The organism is Myceligenerans salitolerans (genome assembly GCF_017349295.1).
In the GTDB taxonomy this organism is placed as follows: Bacteria; Actinomycetota; Actinomycetes; order Actinomycetales; family Cellulomonadaceae; genus Myceligenerans; species Myceligenerans salitolerans.
The window spans coordinates 129,766-146,298 of the sequence record NZ_JAFMPK010000019.1; the positions used below are offsets into that span (position 1 = coordinate 129,766).

The 16,533-nt window shown below is 73.3% G+C and carries 17 protein-coding genes; 9 read left to right on the plus strand and 8 right to left on the minus strand.

The features are described 5' to 3' along the window. Positions 1 to 88 precede the first annotated feature (88 nt). The 3 genes from J0911_RS02595 to J0911_RS02605 all read left to right on the plus strand — a co-directional run bounded on the left by J0911_RS02595 (position 89) and on the right by J0911_RS02605 (position 3,279). Positions 89 to 838, plus strand: coding sequence for an SOS response-associated peptidase (locus J0911_RS02595; protein ID WP_207273829.1), 750 nt, complete (start codon positions 89 to 91; stop codon positions 836 to 838). 72 nt (positions 839 to 910) lie between these two features. Continuing rightward, positions 911 to 2,617 (plus strand): DUF885 domain-containing protein, encoded by a 1,707-nt coding sequence (locus J0911_RS02600; protein ID WP_207273830.1) that lies wholly within the window; start codon positions 911 to 913, stop codon positions 2,615 to 2,617. A gap of 218 nt (positions 2,618 to 2,835) precedes the next feature. After that, entirely contained in the window at positions 2,836 to 3,279 is a 444-nt protein-coding gene (locus tag J0911_RS02605) for a CBS domain-containing protein (RefSeq protein WP_207273831.1), read from the plus strand. Here J0911_RS02605 and J0911_RS02610 read toward each other — a convergent pair. The 4 genes from J0911_RS02610 to J0911_RS02625 form a co-directional block, all read right to left on the minus strand. Beyond that, a complete protein-coding gene (locus tag J0911_RS02610; RefSeq protein WP_207273832.1) occupies positions 3,249 to 4,271 on the minus strand; it encodes a hypothetical protein in 1,023 nt (340 codons plus the stop codon). The genes J0911_RS02605 and J0911_RS02610 overlap by 31 nt on opposite strands. Further along, positions 4,268 to 4,510: an acyl-CoA carboxylase epsilon subunit gene (locus J0911_RS02615; protein WP_207273833.1), complete on the minus strand. Its 243-nt coding sequence runs from the start codon at positions 4,508 to 4,510 to the stop codon at positions 4,268 to 4,270. The genes J0911_RS02610 and J0911_RS02615 overlap by 4 nt, the downstream gene beginning before the upstream one ends. After that, positions 4,507 to 5,118, minus strand: coding sequence for a hypothetical protein (locus J0911_RS02620; RefSeq protein WP_242636168.1), 612 nt, complete (start codon positions 5,116 to 5,118; stop codon positions 4,507 to 4,509). Before J0911_RS02620 ends, J0911_RS02615 begins: the two co-directional genes overlap by 4 nt. A gap of 78 nt (positions 5,119 to 5,196) precedes the next feature. Continuing rightward, complete coding sequence (locus J0911_RS02625; RefSeq protein WP_207273834.1) at positions 5,197 to 6,795, minus strand: acyl-CoA carboxylase subunit beta; 1,599 nt, start codon at positions 6,793 to 6,795, stop codon at positions 5,197 to 5,199. A 119-nt stretch (positions 6,796 to 6,914) separates the two neighbouring features. Here J0911_RS02625 and J0911_RS02630 point away from each other — a divergent pair, with 119 nt between their 5' ends. Further along, positions 6,915 to 7,754, plus strand: a complete 840-nt coding sequence (locus tag J0911_RS02630; RefSeq protein ID WP_207273835.1) for a biotin--[acetyl-CoA-carboxylase] ligase — start codon at positions 6,915 to 6,917, stop codon at positions 7,752 to 7,754. Between the two features lie 51 nt (positions 7,755 to 7,805). Then, positions 7,806 to 8,945 (plus strand): adenylate/guanylate cyclase domain-containing protein, encoded by a 1,140-nt coding sequence (locus tag J0911_RS20970; RefSeq protein ID WP_207273836.1) that lies wholly within the window; start codon positions 7,806 to 7,808, stop codon positions 8,943 to 8,945. Between the two features lie 108 nt (positions 8,946 to 9,053). On the opposite strand, the gene J0911_RS02640 is transcribed toward J0911_RS20970, so the two are convergent. Continuing rightward, positions 9,054 to 9,794 carry a crotonase/enoyl-CoA hydratase family protein gene (locus J0911_RS02640; protein WP_207273837.1) on the minus strand — a complete coding sequence of 247 codons (741 nt, stop codon included), beginning with the start codon at positions 9,792 to 9,794 and terminating at the stop codon, positions 9,054 to 9,056. 34 nt (positions 9,795 to 9,828) lie between these two features. Between J0911_RS02640 and J0911_RS02645 the strand changes: the two genes are divergently transcribed. From J0911_RS02645 to J0911_RS02655, 3 genes are all read left to right on the plus strand, one after another. Next, a complete protein-coding gene (locus J0911_RS02645; RefSeq protein ID WP_307864876.1) occupies positions 9,829 to 10,515 on the plus strand; it encodes a Maf family protein in 687 nt (228 codons plus the stop codon). A gap of 182 nt (positions 10,516 to 10,697) precedes the next feature. Next, complete coding sequence (locus tag J0911_RS02650) at positions 10,698 to 12,509, plus strand: ATP-binding protein (protein WP_242636169.1); 1,812 nt, start codon at positions 10,698 to 10,700, stop codon at positions 12,507 to 12,509. Positions 12,510 to 12,589: 80 nt separating this feature from the next. Then, entirely contained in the window at positions 12,590 to 13,051 is a 462-nt protein-coding gene (locus J0911_RS02655; RefSeq protein ID WP_207273839.1) for a hypothetical protein, read from the plus strand. 113 nt (positions 13,052 to 13,164) lie between these two features. On the opposite strand, the gene J0911_RS02660 is transcribed toward J0911_RS02655, so the two are convergent. From J0911_RS02660 to J0911_RS02670, 3 genes are read right to left on the minus strand one after another with little or no spacing between them, the layout of a single operon-like run. Next, entirely contained in the window at positions 13,165 to 14,595 is a 1,431-nt protein-coding gene (locus J0911_RS02660) for an NAD(P)H-quinone dehydrogenase (RefSeq protein WP_207273840.1), read from the minus strand. A gap of 4 nt (positions 14,596 to 14,599) precedes the next feature. Continuing rightward, on the minus strand, positions 14,600 to 15,067 hold the full coding sequence (locus J0911_RS02665) for a hypothetical protein (RefSeq protein ID WP_207273841.1): 468 nt from the start codon (positions 15,065 to 15,067) through the stop codon (positions 14,600 to 14,602). 9 nt (positions 15,068 to 15,076) lie between these two features. After that, positions 15,077 to 15,595 carry an NUDIX domain-containing protein gene (locus tag J0911_RS02670; protein ID WP_307864877.1) on the minus strand — a complete coding sequence of 173 codons (519 nt, stop codon included), beginning with the start codon at positions 15,593 to 15,595 and terminating at the stop codon, positions 15,077 to 15,079. A gap of 97 nt (positions 15,596 to 15,692) precedes the next feature. Here J0911_RS02670 and J0911_RS02675 point away from each other — a divergent pair, with 97 nt between their 5' ends. Further along, complete coding sequence (locus J0911_RS02675; protein ID WP_207273842.1) at positions 15,693 to 16,532, plus strand: purine-nucleoside phosphorylase; 840 nt, start codon at positions 15,693 to 15,695, stop codon at positions 16,530 to 16,532. Position 16,533 lies beyond the last annotated feature (1 nt).

A 16,533-nucleotide genomic window follows, 5' to 3' on the forward strand; every position in this document is an offset into this window, starting at 1 on the left:
GTCTATCGAAACGATACGAACGTGTCACGGGTAATTCCCGTCACGCCGGCCGGCCGACGATGTCAGACAGCCGGAGCAGACTGAGGGCATGTGCGGAAGATTTGCGTCCTTCCGGGACGCCCAGGATCTGGCCGACGAGCTCGCGGTCGCCGAGCTCGCCGAGGACGCCCGCCTGCTGGGGCCGTCGTGGAACGTCGCGCCCACGGACCCGGTCAGGATCGTGGTCGAGCGCCCTGACCGGACGACCGGTGAGGTCACGCGGTCGATGCGGGTCGCCCGCTGGGGCCTCGTGCCCTCCTGGGCCAAGGACCCGGGCATCGGGGCACGGATGATCAACGCGCGCAGCGAGTCGCTGCCGGACAAGCCGGCGTTCGCCAAGCCGTTCGCCGCCCGGCGCTGCCTCGTCGTCGCGGACGGCTACTACGAGTGGCGCAAGCTGCGTACCGGCGGGACAGCGGCCAAGCAGGCCTACTGGATCCGGCCGGCCACCGGCCGCACGGCGGCCTTCGCCGGCCTGTACGAGTTCTGGCGTGACCGTTCGAGGCCCGACGACGACCCCGCCCGCTGGCTCGTCACGACCACGGTGATCACCGGGCCGGCCACCGGGAAGCTGGAGCTCGTCCACGACCGCACCCCCGTGGTCCTGCCGCGGGACGCCTGGGCCCGCTGGCTGGATCCGGAGGTCGGCACCGAGGAGGCGGCGGCCGTCCTGCGAGCGCCGGGCACCCCGCTGACGACCACCCCGGTGGGTGCCGCCGTCGGCTCCGTCCGCAACGACGGGCCAGGCCTGATCGAGCCGGATCCGGAACCCCTGGATCCGGAGCCCGTGCTCCTCTGACGCCCCCGCCGGCCACGCCGCGGGCCGGAAAACCGCAGGCGTCGGTCGCCACGACGGCAGTACCCTCCCGGTGTGACCACACCCTCCATCACACGAACGCCCACCGCCGTCGACGCCGTCGCCGACGAGCACGTGCGGCGCCTGACCGAGCACAGCCCGACCACCGCCACCGAGATCGGCGTCCCCGGGCACGACCACCTCGTGGACGCGCTGGACCCGGCGTACCACGAGGAGGCGGCCGCCCTGAACCGTGCCACCCTCGACGCGCTCGACGCCGTGGACCCCGTGGACGACGTCGACCACGTGACGCTCGCCGCCATGCGGGAGCGGCTGGGCCTGGCGCTCGAACTGCACGACGCCGGCGAGGACGTCGCGGACCTGAACAACATCGCCTCGCCGGTCCAGTACCTGAGGGACATCTTCGACATGATGCCGACCGGCTCCGTCGAGGCCTGGGAGAACGTCTCGAGCCGGCTGGGCGCCCTGCCGACGGCCCTCGACGGCTACACCGAGTCGCTCCGCCTCGCCGCCTCCCGCGGCAACGTCGCCGCGGTCCGGCAGGTCCGCGAGTGCGTCGCACAGGCTCGCGAGCTGGCGGGTGACGAGTCGTTCTTCACCTCCTTCGTGCGCGGCAAGGAGGCCGAGTCCGTGCTGGACGACTCGTCGTCGTGCAGCCTGCTGCGGCGCGAGCTGGAGCTGAACGCCGCCGGGGCCCGCGAGGCGTACGCGAAGCTCGCCGACTTCCTCGAGTCCGAGCTCGCCCCGCAGGCGCCCGAGGCCGACGCCGTGGGCCGCGACCGCTACGCGCTGTTCAGCCGGACGTTCCTCGGCGCGACGGTCGACCTGGAGGAGACGTACGCGTGGGGGGTCGATGAGCTCGCCCGTGTCGTGGCCGAGCAGGAGGCGGTGGCGCGCGAGATCGCGGGCCCCGGCGCGACCGTCGAGGACGCGGTCCGGATGCTCGACGAGGACCCGGCGCGCAAACTGCTCGGGACCGACGCGCTCAAGGCGTGGATGCAGGAGACCTCGGACGCCGCGATCCGCGACCTGAACGGGACGCACTTCGACATCCCCGACCCCGTGCTGAACCTGGAGTGCCTGATCGCGCCCACGCAGACCGGCGGCATCTACTACACCCCGCCCAGCGACGACTTCTCGCGGCCCGGGCGCATGTGGTGGTCCGTGCCTCAGGGTGTCACCGAGTTCAACACGTGGCGGGAGAAGACGACCGTCTACCACGAGGGCGTCCCCGGTCACCACCTGCAGTGCTCCCAGGCCGTGCACGCGCGCGACACGCTCAACTCGTGGCGGCGGCTGGCGTGCTGGGTCTCCGGTCACGGCGAGGGCTGGGCGCTGTACGCGGAACGGCTCATGGCCGACCTCGGCTATCTGGACGACCCGGGTGACCGGCTCGGCATGCTCGACGGCCAGCGCCTGCGGGCCGCCCGCGTCGTGTTCGACATCGGGATGCACCTCGGACTCCGGGCACCCGCGGCCTGGGGCGGGAAGACCTGGGACGCCGCAACGGCATGGGAGTTCCTCAAGGCGAACGTGAACATGCCCGAGGAGTTCGTGCGCTTCGAGTACCACCGGTATCTCGGCTGGCCCGGGCAGGCGCCGTCGTACAAGGTGGGCCAGCGGCTGTGGGAGCGGACCCGGGACGAGGCGAAGGCCGCCGCGACCGCCCGGGGCGAGGAGTTCGACGCGAAGGCGTTCCACGCCCGTGCGCTGAACCTGGGCTCGGTGGGTCTCGACGTGCTCCGGGACGCGCTCGCCTGAGTCCCGCGGCGGTTCGTCGGGCCACGAGGCCGGCCGCCGGCCCGGGCAGGTGCTCGGGCCGGCGGCACAGTGTTCCGGCTCGCGTGGCCGTCCCCAGGGCCGGGAGAGCGGGACGGCGCCCTGCGCACGCCCCTACCTGAACAGGCGTCGGTGCCGTACCGTCGAGGAGGGAGCTCGCGACGGCGCGGGCCCGGCGAGCAGCGACGGAGGTGCTTCCCATGCGGGTGACTGAGGCATTACGGCGTAAGAGCGACGCGGTGGTCACCATCCCGGGCGACCGCAGCGTACGCGACCTGCTCGCACTGCTCGCGGAGCACCGTATCGGCGCCGTCGTCGTGTCCGGCGACGGCGCCCGCGTGGACGGCATCGTCAGCGAGCGCGACGTGGTCCGCCGGCTGCACGCGGACGGCGACGGGGTCCTGGACCGCACCGTCGCGCAGATCATGACGGCCGACGTGCACACCTGCGAGCCCGGGGCCACGCTCGACGAACTGATGCCCGTGATGACGGAGCACCGGGTCCGCCACGTCCCCGTGCTCGTGGAGGGCCGGCTGGCCGGCATCGTGAGCATCGGTGACGTCGTGAAGCACCGGATCGCCGAGATGCAGGCCGAGTGCGACCAGCTCACGGACTACATCACCGGAGGGCGCGCCCCGGTCTGAGCGTCCCGGGCGGCGGCGGACAGGTCCACCAGGAACGCCGCGTCCTTGCGCACCTGCTCCGGGACGCTCGGCGCCCACCAGCTGTCGGGCACGGCCTTGACCTCGACGTTCACTCCGCGCCGCCCGAGGATCGAGGTGAGCAGCACGGTCGACGTCGTCGGCAGGCTGAGCACCCGCTGGCCCTCGTGCATGCCGGACAGCCGCAACTCGAGCATCGCCCCCGGGTCGGCGATGGTCACGCCGGGCGTCGTCCGCAGGACGCGCTGCACCAACGGTTCGTCGCGGCGGTACGGCACGTACAGCACGGGTCCCTCGGCGGCCAGGGACAACACCCAGGACAAGTAGCTGTCGGCGTCCACGAAGCCGGCACCCACGAGCCCCGAGCCCACGACGACGGTCGGCTCGGCGGGAGCCGCCTCCAGCGGCTGGGAGGCGAACCACGCGAACTCGTCGCGCACCACCCGCACTCCGGCCTCCGACAGACGCCCGAGCGCGTCGCCCGGCAGCGGAAGAGCGGTGAACAGGGTGAGCCCGCCGCGTCGCGCCAGCGACCGCAGCCGCTCGGCCGTCGCGCGGCCCAGCACCCGGCGGGCGGCACCGGAGCGCACGCCCGAACGCACGAAGGCCCCCGTGGGGGAGGTGAGGATGCGGTCGAGGTCGAGCGCCGCCAGCCCGTCGTCGACGAGCGTGATCGAGGCGACCGGGCGCGTCAGGAGGGCGGTCTGCACCACGCCGGAGAACGCCTCCCCGACGATGCGGTTCCGGTTCAGGGACCACATGGCGTTCCGGACCGGCCGCACGTCCATCGTCAGGCCGGCCGGCAGGTCCGCACGGCAGAGGGCATGACTCACCTGGGCCAGTGTGGGGACGTCGTCGCGCACGTGCACCCGGGTGGTGTCCCCGCCGAGTCCCGCGGCATGCGCCTCGATCGTGCACAGCAGCTGCAGCGGCGACTCGACGAGTGCGCCGACGACACGCGCCCGCGCGCTCACGAGCGAAGGCTCCAGCGCCAGGAGTCGGCGTTGTGGCGGCCGGACCGGCCACCGAAGTTCTGCGCCGTCGCGGCGCCGTTGCCGCGCAGCACCCGCGACCGGTTGGTCCACTCGTCGATCGGGGCGGCGTCGTCCGGCTCGACGGCGGCGGTCACGGCCGCGAGGCCGGCCACGAGCGCGGCCACCTCGACGTCATCGGGCCGGCCGCGCACGACGCGTACCTGGGGGTGCGTGCTCATCGATCGTCCTCCCTGAAGTCGTCCCGGCCAGGGCCGGAGTCGTCGTCGAACCCGGCGTCGCCGAGCTCGTCGTCGGTCCCGTCGAACAGGTCCTCGGCGAGCGGACCGTCGTCGAACCCGGCCGGGGCGCCGCGCGAGGAGATCCACTCGAGCACCTCGTAGCCGCCGTCGGCCAGGCGTTCCGCGATGTCCTCCCCCGTGGCGTCGACCAGGCCGAGCACCCCGTCGAGCGAGGCGTCGGCGCCGCGCGCGGCCACGAGGAAGCTCAGGTAGAAGGCCTCCGCCCGCTGCTGCGCGCCGGCCTCGTCCGGCCGGCCGGCACCGTCCGCACCCGGTTCCCAGATGGACGTCGTGAGGTCCGGGTGCATGCCGAGGGCGGCGTGCAGGGTGTCGAAGAGGTCGGCGTTCCGCTGCCCCACCTTCTCCTCGAGAGCATGCACGCGAGGGTCCTCGTCGGCCTCGGCGGCGCCGAACTCCGCGCGCACGCCGACCGCCGTGCGGACGTAGTCGTGCAGGGTCGCGGCGAGCGCGTCCACCGCGCGGTGCAGCGGCTCAGGATCCACGGGGCCCAGCGGTGCCGGGCCGTGCGTGGCGTCCTCATGGCTCATGTGGGGTTCCTCCGGTGGGGCCGGCCGGGGACAGGGCCGTGAGAGGCCAAGCGTAGTGCGCCCGACTGTGTGCCCCCTTCACAGGGGAATGTTGCCGTGCTTCTTCGGCGGCAGGCTGGCACGCTTGGTACGCAGCGCCCGCAGCGCCCGGACCACCTGGACGCGCGTCTCCGACGGGCGGATCACCGCGTCGACGTACCCGCGCTCGGCCGCGTCCCACGGGTTGACGATGGCTTCCTCGTACTCCGCGGTGAGCCGGGCGCGCTCCGCCTCGACGTCGCCGCCGTCGTCGGCGACCTTCTTCAGCGCGCCGCGCTGCAGGATGTTCACGGCGCCGCTCGCGCCCATGACCGCGATCTGCGCGGTGGGCCAGGCCAGGTTGATGTCCGCGCCGAGCTGCTTGGAGCCCATCACGATGTACGCGCCGCCGTACGCCTTGCGGGTGATGACGGTGACCAGCGGCACCGTCGCCTCGGCGTAGGCGTAGATCAGCTTCGCGCCGCGGCGGATGATCCCCTGGTGCTCCTGGCCCACGCCCGGAAGAAAGCCCGGCACGTCGACGAACGTCAGCACGGGGATGTTGAACGCGTCGCATGTGCGCACGAACCGCGCGGCCTTCTCCGCCGCGTCGATGTCCAGCGTGCCCGCCATCGACAGCGGCTGGTTGGCGACGATGCCCACCGCCTGCCCCTCCACGTGCCCGAAGCCCGTGAGCACGTTGGCCGCGAACATCGGCTGGACCTCCAGGAACGACTCCGGGTCCAGCACCGCCTCGACGGCGTCGCGCATGTCGTAGGGCTGGTTGTCGGAGTCGGGAACGAGCCGGTCCAGCGCCTCGTCGTCGGCGGTGACCTCGAGCGGGGTGTCCTCGGCCGGGAAGGCCGGCGCGTCGCTCAGGTTGTTCTGCGGCAGGTAGCCGAGCAGGTGGCGCACGTAGTCGAGCGCGTCCTCCTCGTCGTTGGCCATGTAGTGGGCCACGCCCGACGTCGCGTTGTGCGTCCGCGCGCCACCCAGCGTCTCGAAGTCGACGTCCTCCCCCGTCACCGAACGGATCACGTCCGGCCCGGTGATGAACATGTTCGACGTGCCGTCCGCCATGACGATGAAGTCCGTCAGCGCCGGCGAGTACACCGCGCCGCCGGCGCTCGGCCCGAGGATGAGGGAGATCTGCGGGATCACGCCCGACGCCGCCACGTTGCGCCGGAACATCTCCGCGAACTGCGTCAGGGCCGCCACGCCCTCCTGGATGCGCGCGCCGCCGCCGTCGCTGATCCCGATGATCGGCACGCCGGTACGCAGCGCCAGGTCCTGCACCTTGGTGATCTTCTCGCCGTGCACCTCGCCCAGGCTGCCGCCGAACACGGTGAAGTCCTGCGCGTAGATGCACACCTGACGGCCGTCGACCGTGCCGTACCCGGTCACGACGCCGTCGCCCGGGATCCGCTTCCTGTCGAGACCGAAGTTGCGGCTGCGGTGCGTCGCGAGCGCGTCGAGCTCGACGAAGCTGCCCTCGTCGAGCAGCTCGGCGATCCGCTCACGTGCCGTCTTCTTGTCGCGCTTGTGCTGCTTGGCCTGCGCGGTCACCTCCGGATCGGTGACGGCGGCCGCACGGCGGGCCTCGAGGTCGTCGAGCTTGGCCTGGGTGCCCGCGGGAGCAGTGGTCGTGGCGTCGTTCACGGGGGCAGCCTAGTTGGAAGATTCGGCCAACTCGATGGCAGGGTCTTCAGCGTGGGGTCGGCGGGCCTTGTGCGGTTCCTACAGCGGCGGCTCGGCCGGTGGCGAGGCAGGATGTGGCCATGCGCGCACCGCTTCGCCCCCACGAGCTGGACGTTCCCGGCTTCCACCGGATCGAGGTGGTGGAGGAGGCGGCGTCGACCAACGGTGAGCTCGCCGCCGCCGTACGGGCGGAGCCGGATGCCTGGCCCGCGCCGTCGGCACTGGTCGCCGAGCACCAGACCGCCGGTCGTGGCCGCGCCGGCCGCTCCTGGGCGACGCCGCCCCGCGCCTCCCTCATCGTCTCGGTCGTCCTGCGCCCGTCCGTCCCCGCCGCGCGCCTCGGCTGGCTGCCGCTGCTGGCCGGAGCGTCCGTGGTCCGGGCGGTCTCCCCGGACGACGACGGTCCCGGCGGGCTCGCGGTGAAGTGGCCCAACGACGTGCTCGTCCGGGCGGACAGGCCGGCGCCAGGGCTGGGCGGCTACCGCAAGGTGGCGGGTGTCCTGGCCGAGGTGCTGCCCACCGGTGGTGCCGGTACCCCGGCGGCGGTCGTGCTGGGCATCGGGCTCAACGTCTCCCAGGACCGGGACGAACTGCCCGTGGCGACCGCGTCGTCGCTGGCGCTCGCCGGATTCGGGGAGCTCGACCGCACCCCGCTGCTCGCGACGCTCCTGACGGAGCTGACCGACGCCGTCGGCCGGTGGGAGCAGGCAGGCGGCGATCCCGTCGGGTCGGGACTGGCCGACGAGTGCGGTCGCGTCTCCGCGACCCTCGGCACGCGCGTCCGCGCGGAGCTGGCGGGCGGCTCGGGCACCGTCGAGGGCGAGGCGCTGCGGCTCGACGCGACGGGCGCCCTCGTGATCCGCACCGATGACGGCGAGGAACGCGCGGTCTCGGCGGGGGACGTCCACCATCTGCGATGACCGGTACGTCAGGTCCCCGTTCCGCGAGCGGCGACCCCTAGGCTAAGGCCCGTGCTCGAGAACGAACCCGACCGCGCCGAGAGCGCCCCAGCACCGGAGGACCGGCCTCACCAGGACGCGCCCGCCGACTCGTCCGGACCGGAACACGGCCATTCCCACGCGTTCGGCTCGGACACCGCGACCCGGCTCGACGAGGAGATCCTGGGCGGGCCGCGGCAGTACACCTTCTCGGAGATCGTCGAGCGGACCGGTCTGGACCGGAAGAAGATCGAGGACTTCTGGCGCTGGATGGGGCTGCCCGTGACCCATCCGACCGACAAGTGGTTCACGGCGTCGGACGTCACGGCGCTGCGCGAGATCGACGAGGTCTTCGAGGCCCAGGAGATGGACGCCAGGGCGCGCATGGCGTTCGTCCGGGCGATGGGACACACCACCGAGCGCCTCGCGCTCTGGCAGGTCGAGGCCCTCGTGGAGCACCTGGCCCGGCGCTACGGACTGGACGAGACGTCGGCACGACTGCTCGCGCTGGACCGCCTGCCCGATCTCGCCGAGATCCTCGGCCGCCAGCTCGAGCACGCCTGGCGGCGGCAGCTCGCGGCGCTGACCGGGCGCATGGCGATCGAGTTCGCCGGGGCGCGTGACGAGGCGGACCACGACGCCCACCAGCTCCCGCTGCCGCGCGCGGTGGGGTTCGCCGACGTCGTGTCCTTCACGAAGCGGACCGCGGGCCTGGAGTCGGCCGAGCTGGCCGACTTCGTGCAGCGCTTCGAGGCCGGCGCCCGCGACATCATCACCAACTGCGGCGGTCGCGTGGTCAAGACGATCGGCGACGCCATCCTGTTCGTGGCCGACGACGCCGAGACCGGCGCCCAGGTCGCGCTCAACCTCGCGGAGGCGACCGGCGAGTCCCTCGGCACGGCAGCCCCGAACGAACCCGAGATCCCGGTGCGCGTCGGGTTCGTCTGGGGCCGCGTGCTGTCGCGTTTCGGCGACGTGTTCGGCCCGTCGGTGAACCTCGCGTCCCGGCTGACCGACCAGGCGGAGCCCTCCACCGTGCTGGTGGACAAGGCGACGGCGGACATCCTGGCCGCGTCGTCGTCGCAGTACGCGCTCACGAGCCAGCCGGTCCGGGAGGTGCCCGGGATCGGGCCGCTCGCACCGGTTCGGCTCCAGCGCGCGTACACCGGCTGACACCGCACCACGCGCCCCCGGTCGGCGGCATCCGGCCGACGGCGTCCGGCCGGCGGCGTCCGGCCGACGGCGTCCGGCCGGCGGCGTCCGGCGCGCGAGCAGCGGGTGTCAGCGGCCGCGCATCGCCCCGGGAAGCAGGCGGAGCTGTGCCGCGCGCTCGGCGGCGAACGTCCGCAGCGGCCCCCGGCGCCAGGTACGGTCGAGCAGGCGCTTCGCCGCCCGGACGGCCTCCGGCCGGTGACCGGCGATGGTTCCCGAGAGCGCCCGGGCCTCGGTCAGCGGGTCGGCGGACGCCGAGCTCGCCAGGCCGAGACGGACCGCCTCCGTCCCGAAGAACTCCTCGGCGGTCAGCGTGAGGCGCCGTGCCGTCTCCATCCCGGTCAGCTCCGACAGCACCTGGACACCCGACATGTCCGGCACCAGGCCTCGGGCCACCTCCATGACGCACCAGCGGGCGTCGGGCGCGGTGATCCGCAGGTCGGCAGCCAGGGCGAGCTGCAGGGCTCCCCCGAGGACGTGCCCGTGCACGGCCGCGATCACGGGAACCGGCAGGCGGCGCCACGCCCAGCACGCCTCCTGGAACCGGTTGGTGCCGCGCCACGTCGGCACGAACGCCCTGGCGACCCCCGCGGGGTCGCGAGCCGCGGCGCCGAGGTCCAGTCCCGCGCCGAAAGACCGCCCTTCGCCGGAGAGCACCACCGCGCGCAGCCCGGGCACGCGACGCAGGCGCCGTGCGGTCGCCGCGAGGTCGGTGAGCATGTCGAGCGTCAGCGCGTTCAGCTTGTCGGGCCGGTCGAGGCGGACGTGCGCGACGGCGTCGTCGTCCACGGTGCAGGCGATGTGCGACATGGCCGAAGCGTACGTCTCGGCTAACCTGGCGCCCGTGCTCCGACTCGTGCTCGCCTCCCGCTCCCCCGCCCGGCTCGCGACGCTGCGCTCCGCGGGCGTGGAACCCGTCGTGCGGGTCTCCGGCGTCGACGAGGAGGCGCTGCTCGCCGATGCCCGCCGCACCGGCGTCCTCGGGCCCGAGGACGCCGTGCTCCTGCTCGCGCAGGCGAAGGCGGAGGACGTCGCGCGCCGGACTCCCGCCGGCGGGGACGCGCGCGAGGGCGCGACCGTGGCCGACGGCTCGGACACCGGCGGAGGCGTCGTCGTGGTCGGCTGCGACTCGATGCTGGAGATCGACGGCGAGGTGGTCGGCAAGCCCGCGACGCCCGAGGTCGCCCGCGAGCGCTGGCGCGCGATGCGGGGCGGCAAGGGGGTGCTGCACTCCGGTCACTGGCTGGTCGACCTGCGTGACGCGGACGCGGGCGGCACCGGTGCGACGGTGGGCGCCACGAGCTCCACCACCGTCTGGTTCGGCGAGATGGAGGACGACGAGATCGACGCCTACGTGGCCACGGGGGAACCACTGGAGGTGGCGGGCGCGTTCACCATCGACGGTCTCGGCGGGCCGTACGTCGACCGGGTGGAAGGTGACCACCACGGAGTCGTCGGGATCAGCCTGCCGCTGCTCCGCGCGCTGCTGCGTGACATCGGCGTACCGTGGCACACGCTTCGCACCGCCTGACCGATCGGCGCACCGCACGTGTTGCGGAATCCGACAGCACGGCCGGGCGCGGGGAGCGCCGGGGCTCGCGGACGTCGCCCCGCATGGTGGATTCCTCCAAACGCGCTCCGGCCTCGTTGGCGGACCTTCCACACGTCCGACGACGTCCGGTCGCGTTACCGTGAGCCGTGCCCAGTTCTCGTATGCCCAGCGCCAGCATCTCCAAGGTGCTCATCGCCAACCGCGGTGAGATCGCCGTCCGCGTCGCCCGCGCGTGCGCCGACGCGGGGATCGCCTCCGTGGCGGTGTACGCGGACCCGGACCGGAACGCCCTGCACGTGCACCTCGCCGACGAGGCGTTCGCACTGGGCGGCACCACGGCCGCCGAGACGTATCTGGACATCCCGAAGCTGCTCGACGTCGCGCGGCGGTCGGGGGCCGACGCCGTCCACCCCGGGTACGGGTTCCTCTCCGAGAACGCCGAGTTCGCCCAGGCGGTGATGGACGCCGGACTGGTCTGGATCGGTCCGCCGCCGGCGGCGATCGAGGCGCTCGGCGACAAGGTGAGCGCGCGGCACATCGCGCAGCGCGCGGGCGCTCCCCTGGTTCCGGGGACGGCCGATCCGGTGGCGGACGCCGCCGAGGTCCGCGCCTTCGCGGAGGAGCACGGTCTGCCGATCGCCATCAAGGCGGCGTTCGGCGGCGGGGGCCGCGGCCTGAAGGTCGCCCGCACGCACGACGAGATCGACGAGCTGTTCGACTCCGCCGTGCGCGAGGCCACGGCGGCGTTCGGCCGGGGCGAGTGCTTCGTGGAGCGGTACCTGGACAAGCCGCGGCACGTGGAGACGCAGTGTCTCGCGGACGCGCACGGCAACGTCGTCGTGGTCTCGACGCGTGACTGCTCGCTGCAGCGGCGGCACCAGAAGCTGGTCGAGGAGGCTCCCGCGCCGTTCCTCACCGCGGAGCAGACCGCCGCGCTCTACGAGGCGTCGGAGGCGATCCTTCGTGAGGCGGGCTACGTCGGTGCGGGGACGTGCGAGTTCCTCGTCGGTGTCGACGGCACGATCTCGTTCCTGGAGGTCAACACGCGTCTGCAGGTGGAGCACCCGGTGACGGAGGAGGTCACGGGCATCGACCTGGTGCGCGAGCAGTTCCGTGTCGCCGCGGGCGAGAAGCTCGGCTACGGCGCGCCGGAGGTGCGCGGGCACTCCTTCGAGTTCCGGATCAACGGTGAGGACCCGGCAGCCGGGTTCATGCCGGCTCCCGGCACGCTGGACACGATCGTCTGGCCGTCCGGCCCGGGCGTGCGCGTCGACACAGGGGTCGTCGAGGGCGACACCGTGTCCGGCAACTTCGACTCGATGATCGCCAAGCTCGTCGTCACCGGCGCGACGCGCGCCCAGGCGGTGCAGCGGGCGCGTCGCGCGCTGCGCGAGCTGCGGATCGAGGGGATCCCCACGGTCGTCCCGTTCCATCGTGCGGTGCTGGAGGCCCCGGCGTTCGTGCCGGAGCTGGTGTCCGGCGACGACTCGCCCTCCGACGTCTTCGGTGTGCACACCCGCTGGATCGAGACCGAGTTCGCGGAGACGGTCAAGGGCCTGGGGCCCGCGCCGGTCGCGGCCCCGTCGCCGCAGGGCGAGCCGGAGGAACTGGCCGAGCGTGTGGTCGTGGAGGTCGGCGGGCGGCGTCTGGAGGTGGTGCTGCCGGTGGGCCTCGGCGTGGCGGCCGGGAAGGCGCGCTCCGCGAACGCCGCGCGGCGGCCCGGCCGGCGTTCCGGCGGCACGAAGTCCGCGACCACGGGCAACACGCTGACCTCGCCGATGCAGGGCACGATCGTCAAGGTCGCCGTGAACGAGGGGGACCAGGTGTCCGAGGGCGATCTGGTGGTCGTGCTCGAGGCCATGAAGATGGAGCAGCCACTGGTCGCCCACCGTTCGGGAACGGTGGCGGCCCTCGTCGCGGAGGCGGGTGCGGGGGTCACGGCGGGCGCCGTGATCTGCGAGATCACCGACTGACCGGGCCCTCGGAGATCACGGATCGAATACCGGGCTGATCTGGTCATTTGCACCCTGTTCGGTCCGCTAGGGTTTGCCTCGTGACTGAAGCACTGACACTCACGCCCGAAGAGGCCATCGCCCTTGTCCGCCCCGGTTCCGGCCTGCCGTCGTTCATCAGCGACGTGAAGGTCGACGACGGCACCGCGTCGGCGCACGCCGACCTCCGCCGTCTCGTCGACGCTCCCGCCGCCGTCAAGGCCGCGGCGAAGGTGGTTCCGACGCTGAACGCGTCGGCCGAGGTCAAGGAGGTGACCGACGGTGTCGCGACGTTCAACCTGAAGGCCGACGCCGCCGGCCTCCCGGTCAGCAAGCTGCTCGGCCTGGCGCAGCCGATCGTCAAGGGCCTCCTCAAGGAGAAAGGCCTGCCGACCGACGTCGTCTCGCTGGGCGCGGGCACGTTCTCGGTGAACCTCGCCACCGTCCTCGCGGACCGCGTCAAGGACGTGACGGGCATCCGCCTGGAGGGCGGCAAGGTCATCGTCGAGGGCACGCCGGCCTGACGGCCTCTTCGGCCTCTCCCCTGCCGGGGCGGCACGTCACCGAGGTGGCGCGCCGCCCCGGCATCGTCGTCCGGGCGGCGCGTCGCCCTCGGCCGCCGACGGGCGCCCGCGCCTCAGCGTTCCTGGACGCGGGCGTCCAGGACGCGCGCCGCCTCGGCGGTCGTGCCGCTCAGGGACGGGTAGATGGTGAACGACGCGGCGACGTCCTCCACCGTGAGCCGGTGCCGCACCGCCAGCGTGATCGGGAAGATGTGCTCGCCCGCACGCGGCGCGACGACCACCCCGCCCAGGACGACGCCGGCCTCCGGATGGGCGAACAGCTTCACGAACCCGTCGCGGATGCCGAGCATCTTGGCGCGCGGGTTCCGGGCCAGCGGGAGCGTCGTGGTGATGTACCGCGAGCCCTGCTTCTTGAGGGCGTCCTCGCTGTAGCCCACCGTGGCGATCTCCGGCGCGGTGAAGATGTTGGAGGCGACCGTACCGAGACGCAGCGGCGCGACCCCGTCGCCGAGGGCGTGCTGCATGGCGATCCTGCCCTGCATCGCCGCCACGGAGGCCAGCGGGAGCACACCGGTGCAGTCGCCCGCGGCGTAGACGCCGCGCGCGGAGGTCCGGGAGACCTTGTCGACCTCGACGTGCCCGCTCGCGGTGAGCGTCACCCCGGCTTCCTCCAGCCCCACGCCCTCGGTGTTGGGCACACCGCCGACGGCCACGAGCACGTGCGACCCGTGTACCACGCGGCCGTCGGAGAGCGTCACCGCGACGCCGTCGTCCGTCCGCACGGCCGCCTCGGCACGCGTACGGCTCAGCACCGTCATACCGCGCGAGCGGAACACGCCCTCCAGCAGTTCGGCCGCGTCCTCGTCCTCGCCCGGCAGCACGCGGTCCCGCGAGGACACGAGCACCACGTCCGAACCCAGCGCGTTGTACGCGCCCGCGAACTCCGCACCGGTGACGCCGGAGCCCACGACGATGAGCTTCTCCGGCAGCTCGTCCAGGTTGTACATCTGCGTCCAGGTGAGGATGCGCTCGCCGTCGGGGACCGCGGTGGGCAGGATGCGCGGCGTCGCGCCGAGGGCGAGGAGAACCGTGTCGGCGTGGAGCACGCGCGGCTCGCCGCCGTCCTCCGGCTCGACGACCACACGGGACTTCCCGTCCAGCCGCCCGGTGCCGCTCACGATCTCGATGCCCTCGCGCACCAGCCGGCCGCGGATGTCCGCGCTCTGCGCCTCCGCGAGCTCCAGCACACGCTGGTTGACGGCGCGCAGGTCGACGGTGAGGTCGCGCTTGGCCGCCTCGTCGGTCAGCCGGATGCCGAGCTCGGGCGCGCGGTCGGCGATCGTCATCCACTCGGCGGTGGCGATGAGGGTCTTCGAGGGCACGACGTCGGTCAGCACCGCCGCCCCGCCCAGTCCCTGACGTTCGACGACGGTGACGCGCGCGCCCAGGCTGCCGGCGACGAGCGCCGCCTCGTAACCGCCCGGACCACCCCCCACGACGACGATGTGGGCAGGCTCGCGTTCGGGTGGGGCAGGCGTGGTCACGGGCTCAGCCTACCGAGCCGTCCAGCACGATCTCCCCGTCCGCCAGACGCAGGTTCGTCACGGTGAGCCCGGGGAGCTTCGCCTCCAGGAGTCGCTCGACGTCGACGGCGATCCGTGCGTCGTGCTGGATGTCGACGACGCCGGGCGGCAGGTCCTGCTTGACGAGGGCCTGCTCGATGGGCGCGGCGGCCAGGGAGAGCAGCCTGTGCGCCGGGAGCCCGGCGGCGTTCGCCTCGACCTCCAGGGTGGCGACGCCGGCGGCGAAGGCGACGACTCGCACGTCGGCCCGCACGATCGGCGCGATCCGGACGGCGAGTTTGAGCGGGCCCGGCAGGGCGTCGAGTCGGCGCAGATCGGCGACGACGCGGACGACGTCGCCGTCGCCGCTCACGGAGCTGATCACGGGCGGAACGGGCTGGCCTGCGACCTTGACCAGACCCAGGACCTCGGCGGGAGTGATGCGGATGTGCACGCGCAGACCCTATCCCGCCCGGACCCGTGGGGGCAGGAGATCCAGCAGGTCGGGGAGCGCGGCCTCGAACGGCGGCAGCAGCGTGAGGTCCGGGAGCTCGCCCAGCGCGACCCAGCGGACGGTGAGACTCTCCGCGTCGGCGGCCCGGGGCACGACGCGGGCTCCCGGCCGCACCTCGGCGACCACCGTCGTGTAGCTCCAGACGGGATGCTCGAGCACGTGCGTACCCACCACCTGGACGGCGGCCGGGTCGACGGCGGCCTCCTCCTGCGCCTCACGCAGTGCGCCGTCGCCGGCGCTCTCCCCCGGGGCGAGCGCACCGCCGGGGATGCCCCAGGTGCCGCCCATGTGCGACCACAGCGCCCGGTGCTGCAGCACGAGGTGCCCCGGAGCGCCGTCGGCCGCGCGCCGCACGAGGAGCAGGCCTGCCGCGCCGAAGCGGCCCCAGTGCCGGTGGTCGCCGCACGTCACCCACTCGTCGCCGTCATGGCGATGCAGACCGGGCGGGGGCTTCAGCGATTCGGACACGACCGCCAGTCTGGCAGACCGGTCCCCGGGCGGACACTCGTGAGGGCCGCGCCTGGCGGCGGTGGCCCCCGGTGTCGCCGCCGGTTAACCTCGGATCATGAGCACCGCCCCGGACCTCGACGACCCCACCACCGACCCGTTCGACGTCGCCGCAGCCGCCGCCGAGCACATCGCCGCGAAGTCGGGCGTGGCCGGTCACGACGTCGCGCTCGTGCTGGGGTCCGGCTGGGGCGGCGCGGCCGAGCTCATCGGTGACGTGGTCGCCGAGATGCCCACGGCCGAGATCCCCGGCTTCCTCAAGCCGGCCGTCGAGGGCCACCGGTCGACGACGCGCTCGATCCGCGTCGAGCGCCCCGACGGTTCGGTGCGGCACGCGCTGGTCCTCGGCTCGCGTACCCACCTCTACGAGGGCATGGGGGTGCGCCGGGTGGTGCACGGCGTGCGGACCGCGGCGGCGACCGGCGCCGAGACCCTGGTCCTGACGAACGGCTGCGGAACCACGCACATCGGCTGGCGGCCGGGCCAGCCCGTCCTCCTGAAGGACCACCTGAACCTGACGTCCCGGACCCCGCTCGAGGGCGCGAAGTTCGCCGACATGACCGACGTCTACTCGCCCCGTCTGCGCGCCGTCGCCCGTGAGGTGGACCCAGAGCTGCCCGAGGGCGTGTACGCGCAGTTCCACGGTCCGCAGTACGAGACCCCCGCCGAGGTGAAGATGGCGCAGCTGCTCGGCGCGGACCTCGTGGGCATGTCCACGGCGCTGGAGGCCGTCGCGGCCCGGCACTGCCGCATGGACGTGCTCGGTATCTCGCTCGTCACGAACCTGGCGGCCGGTATCAGCGCGCAGCCGCTGTCCCACGAGGAGGTGCTGGAGGCCGGCAAACAGGCCGGGCCCCGGATCAGCGATCTCCTCGCCCGTATCGTCGCGAAGATCTAGT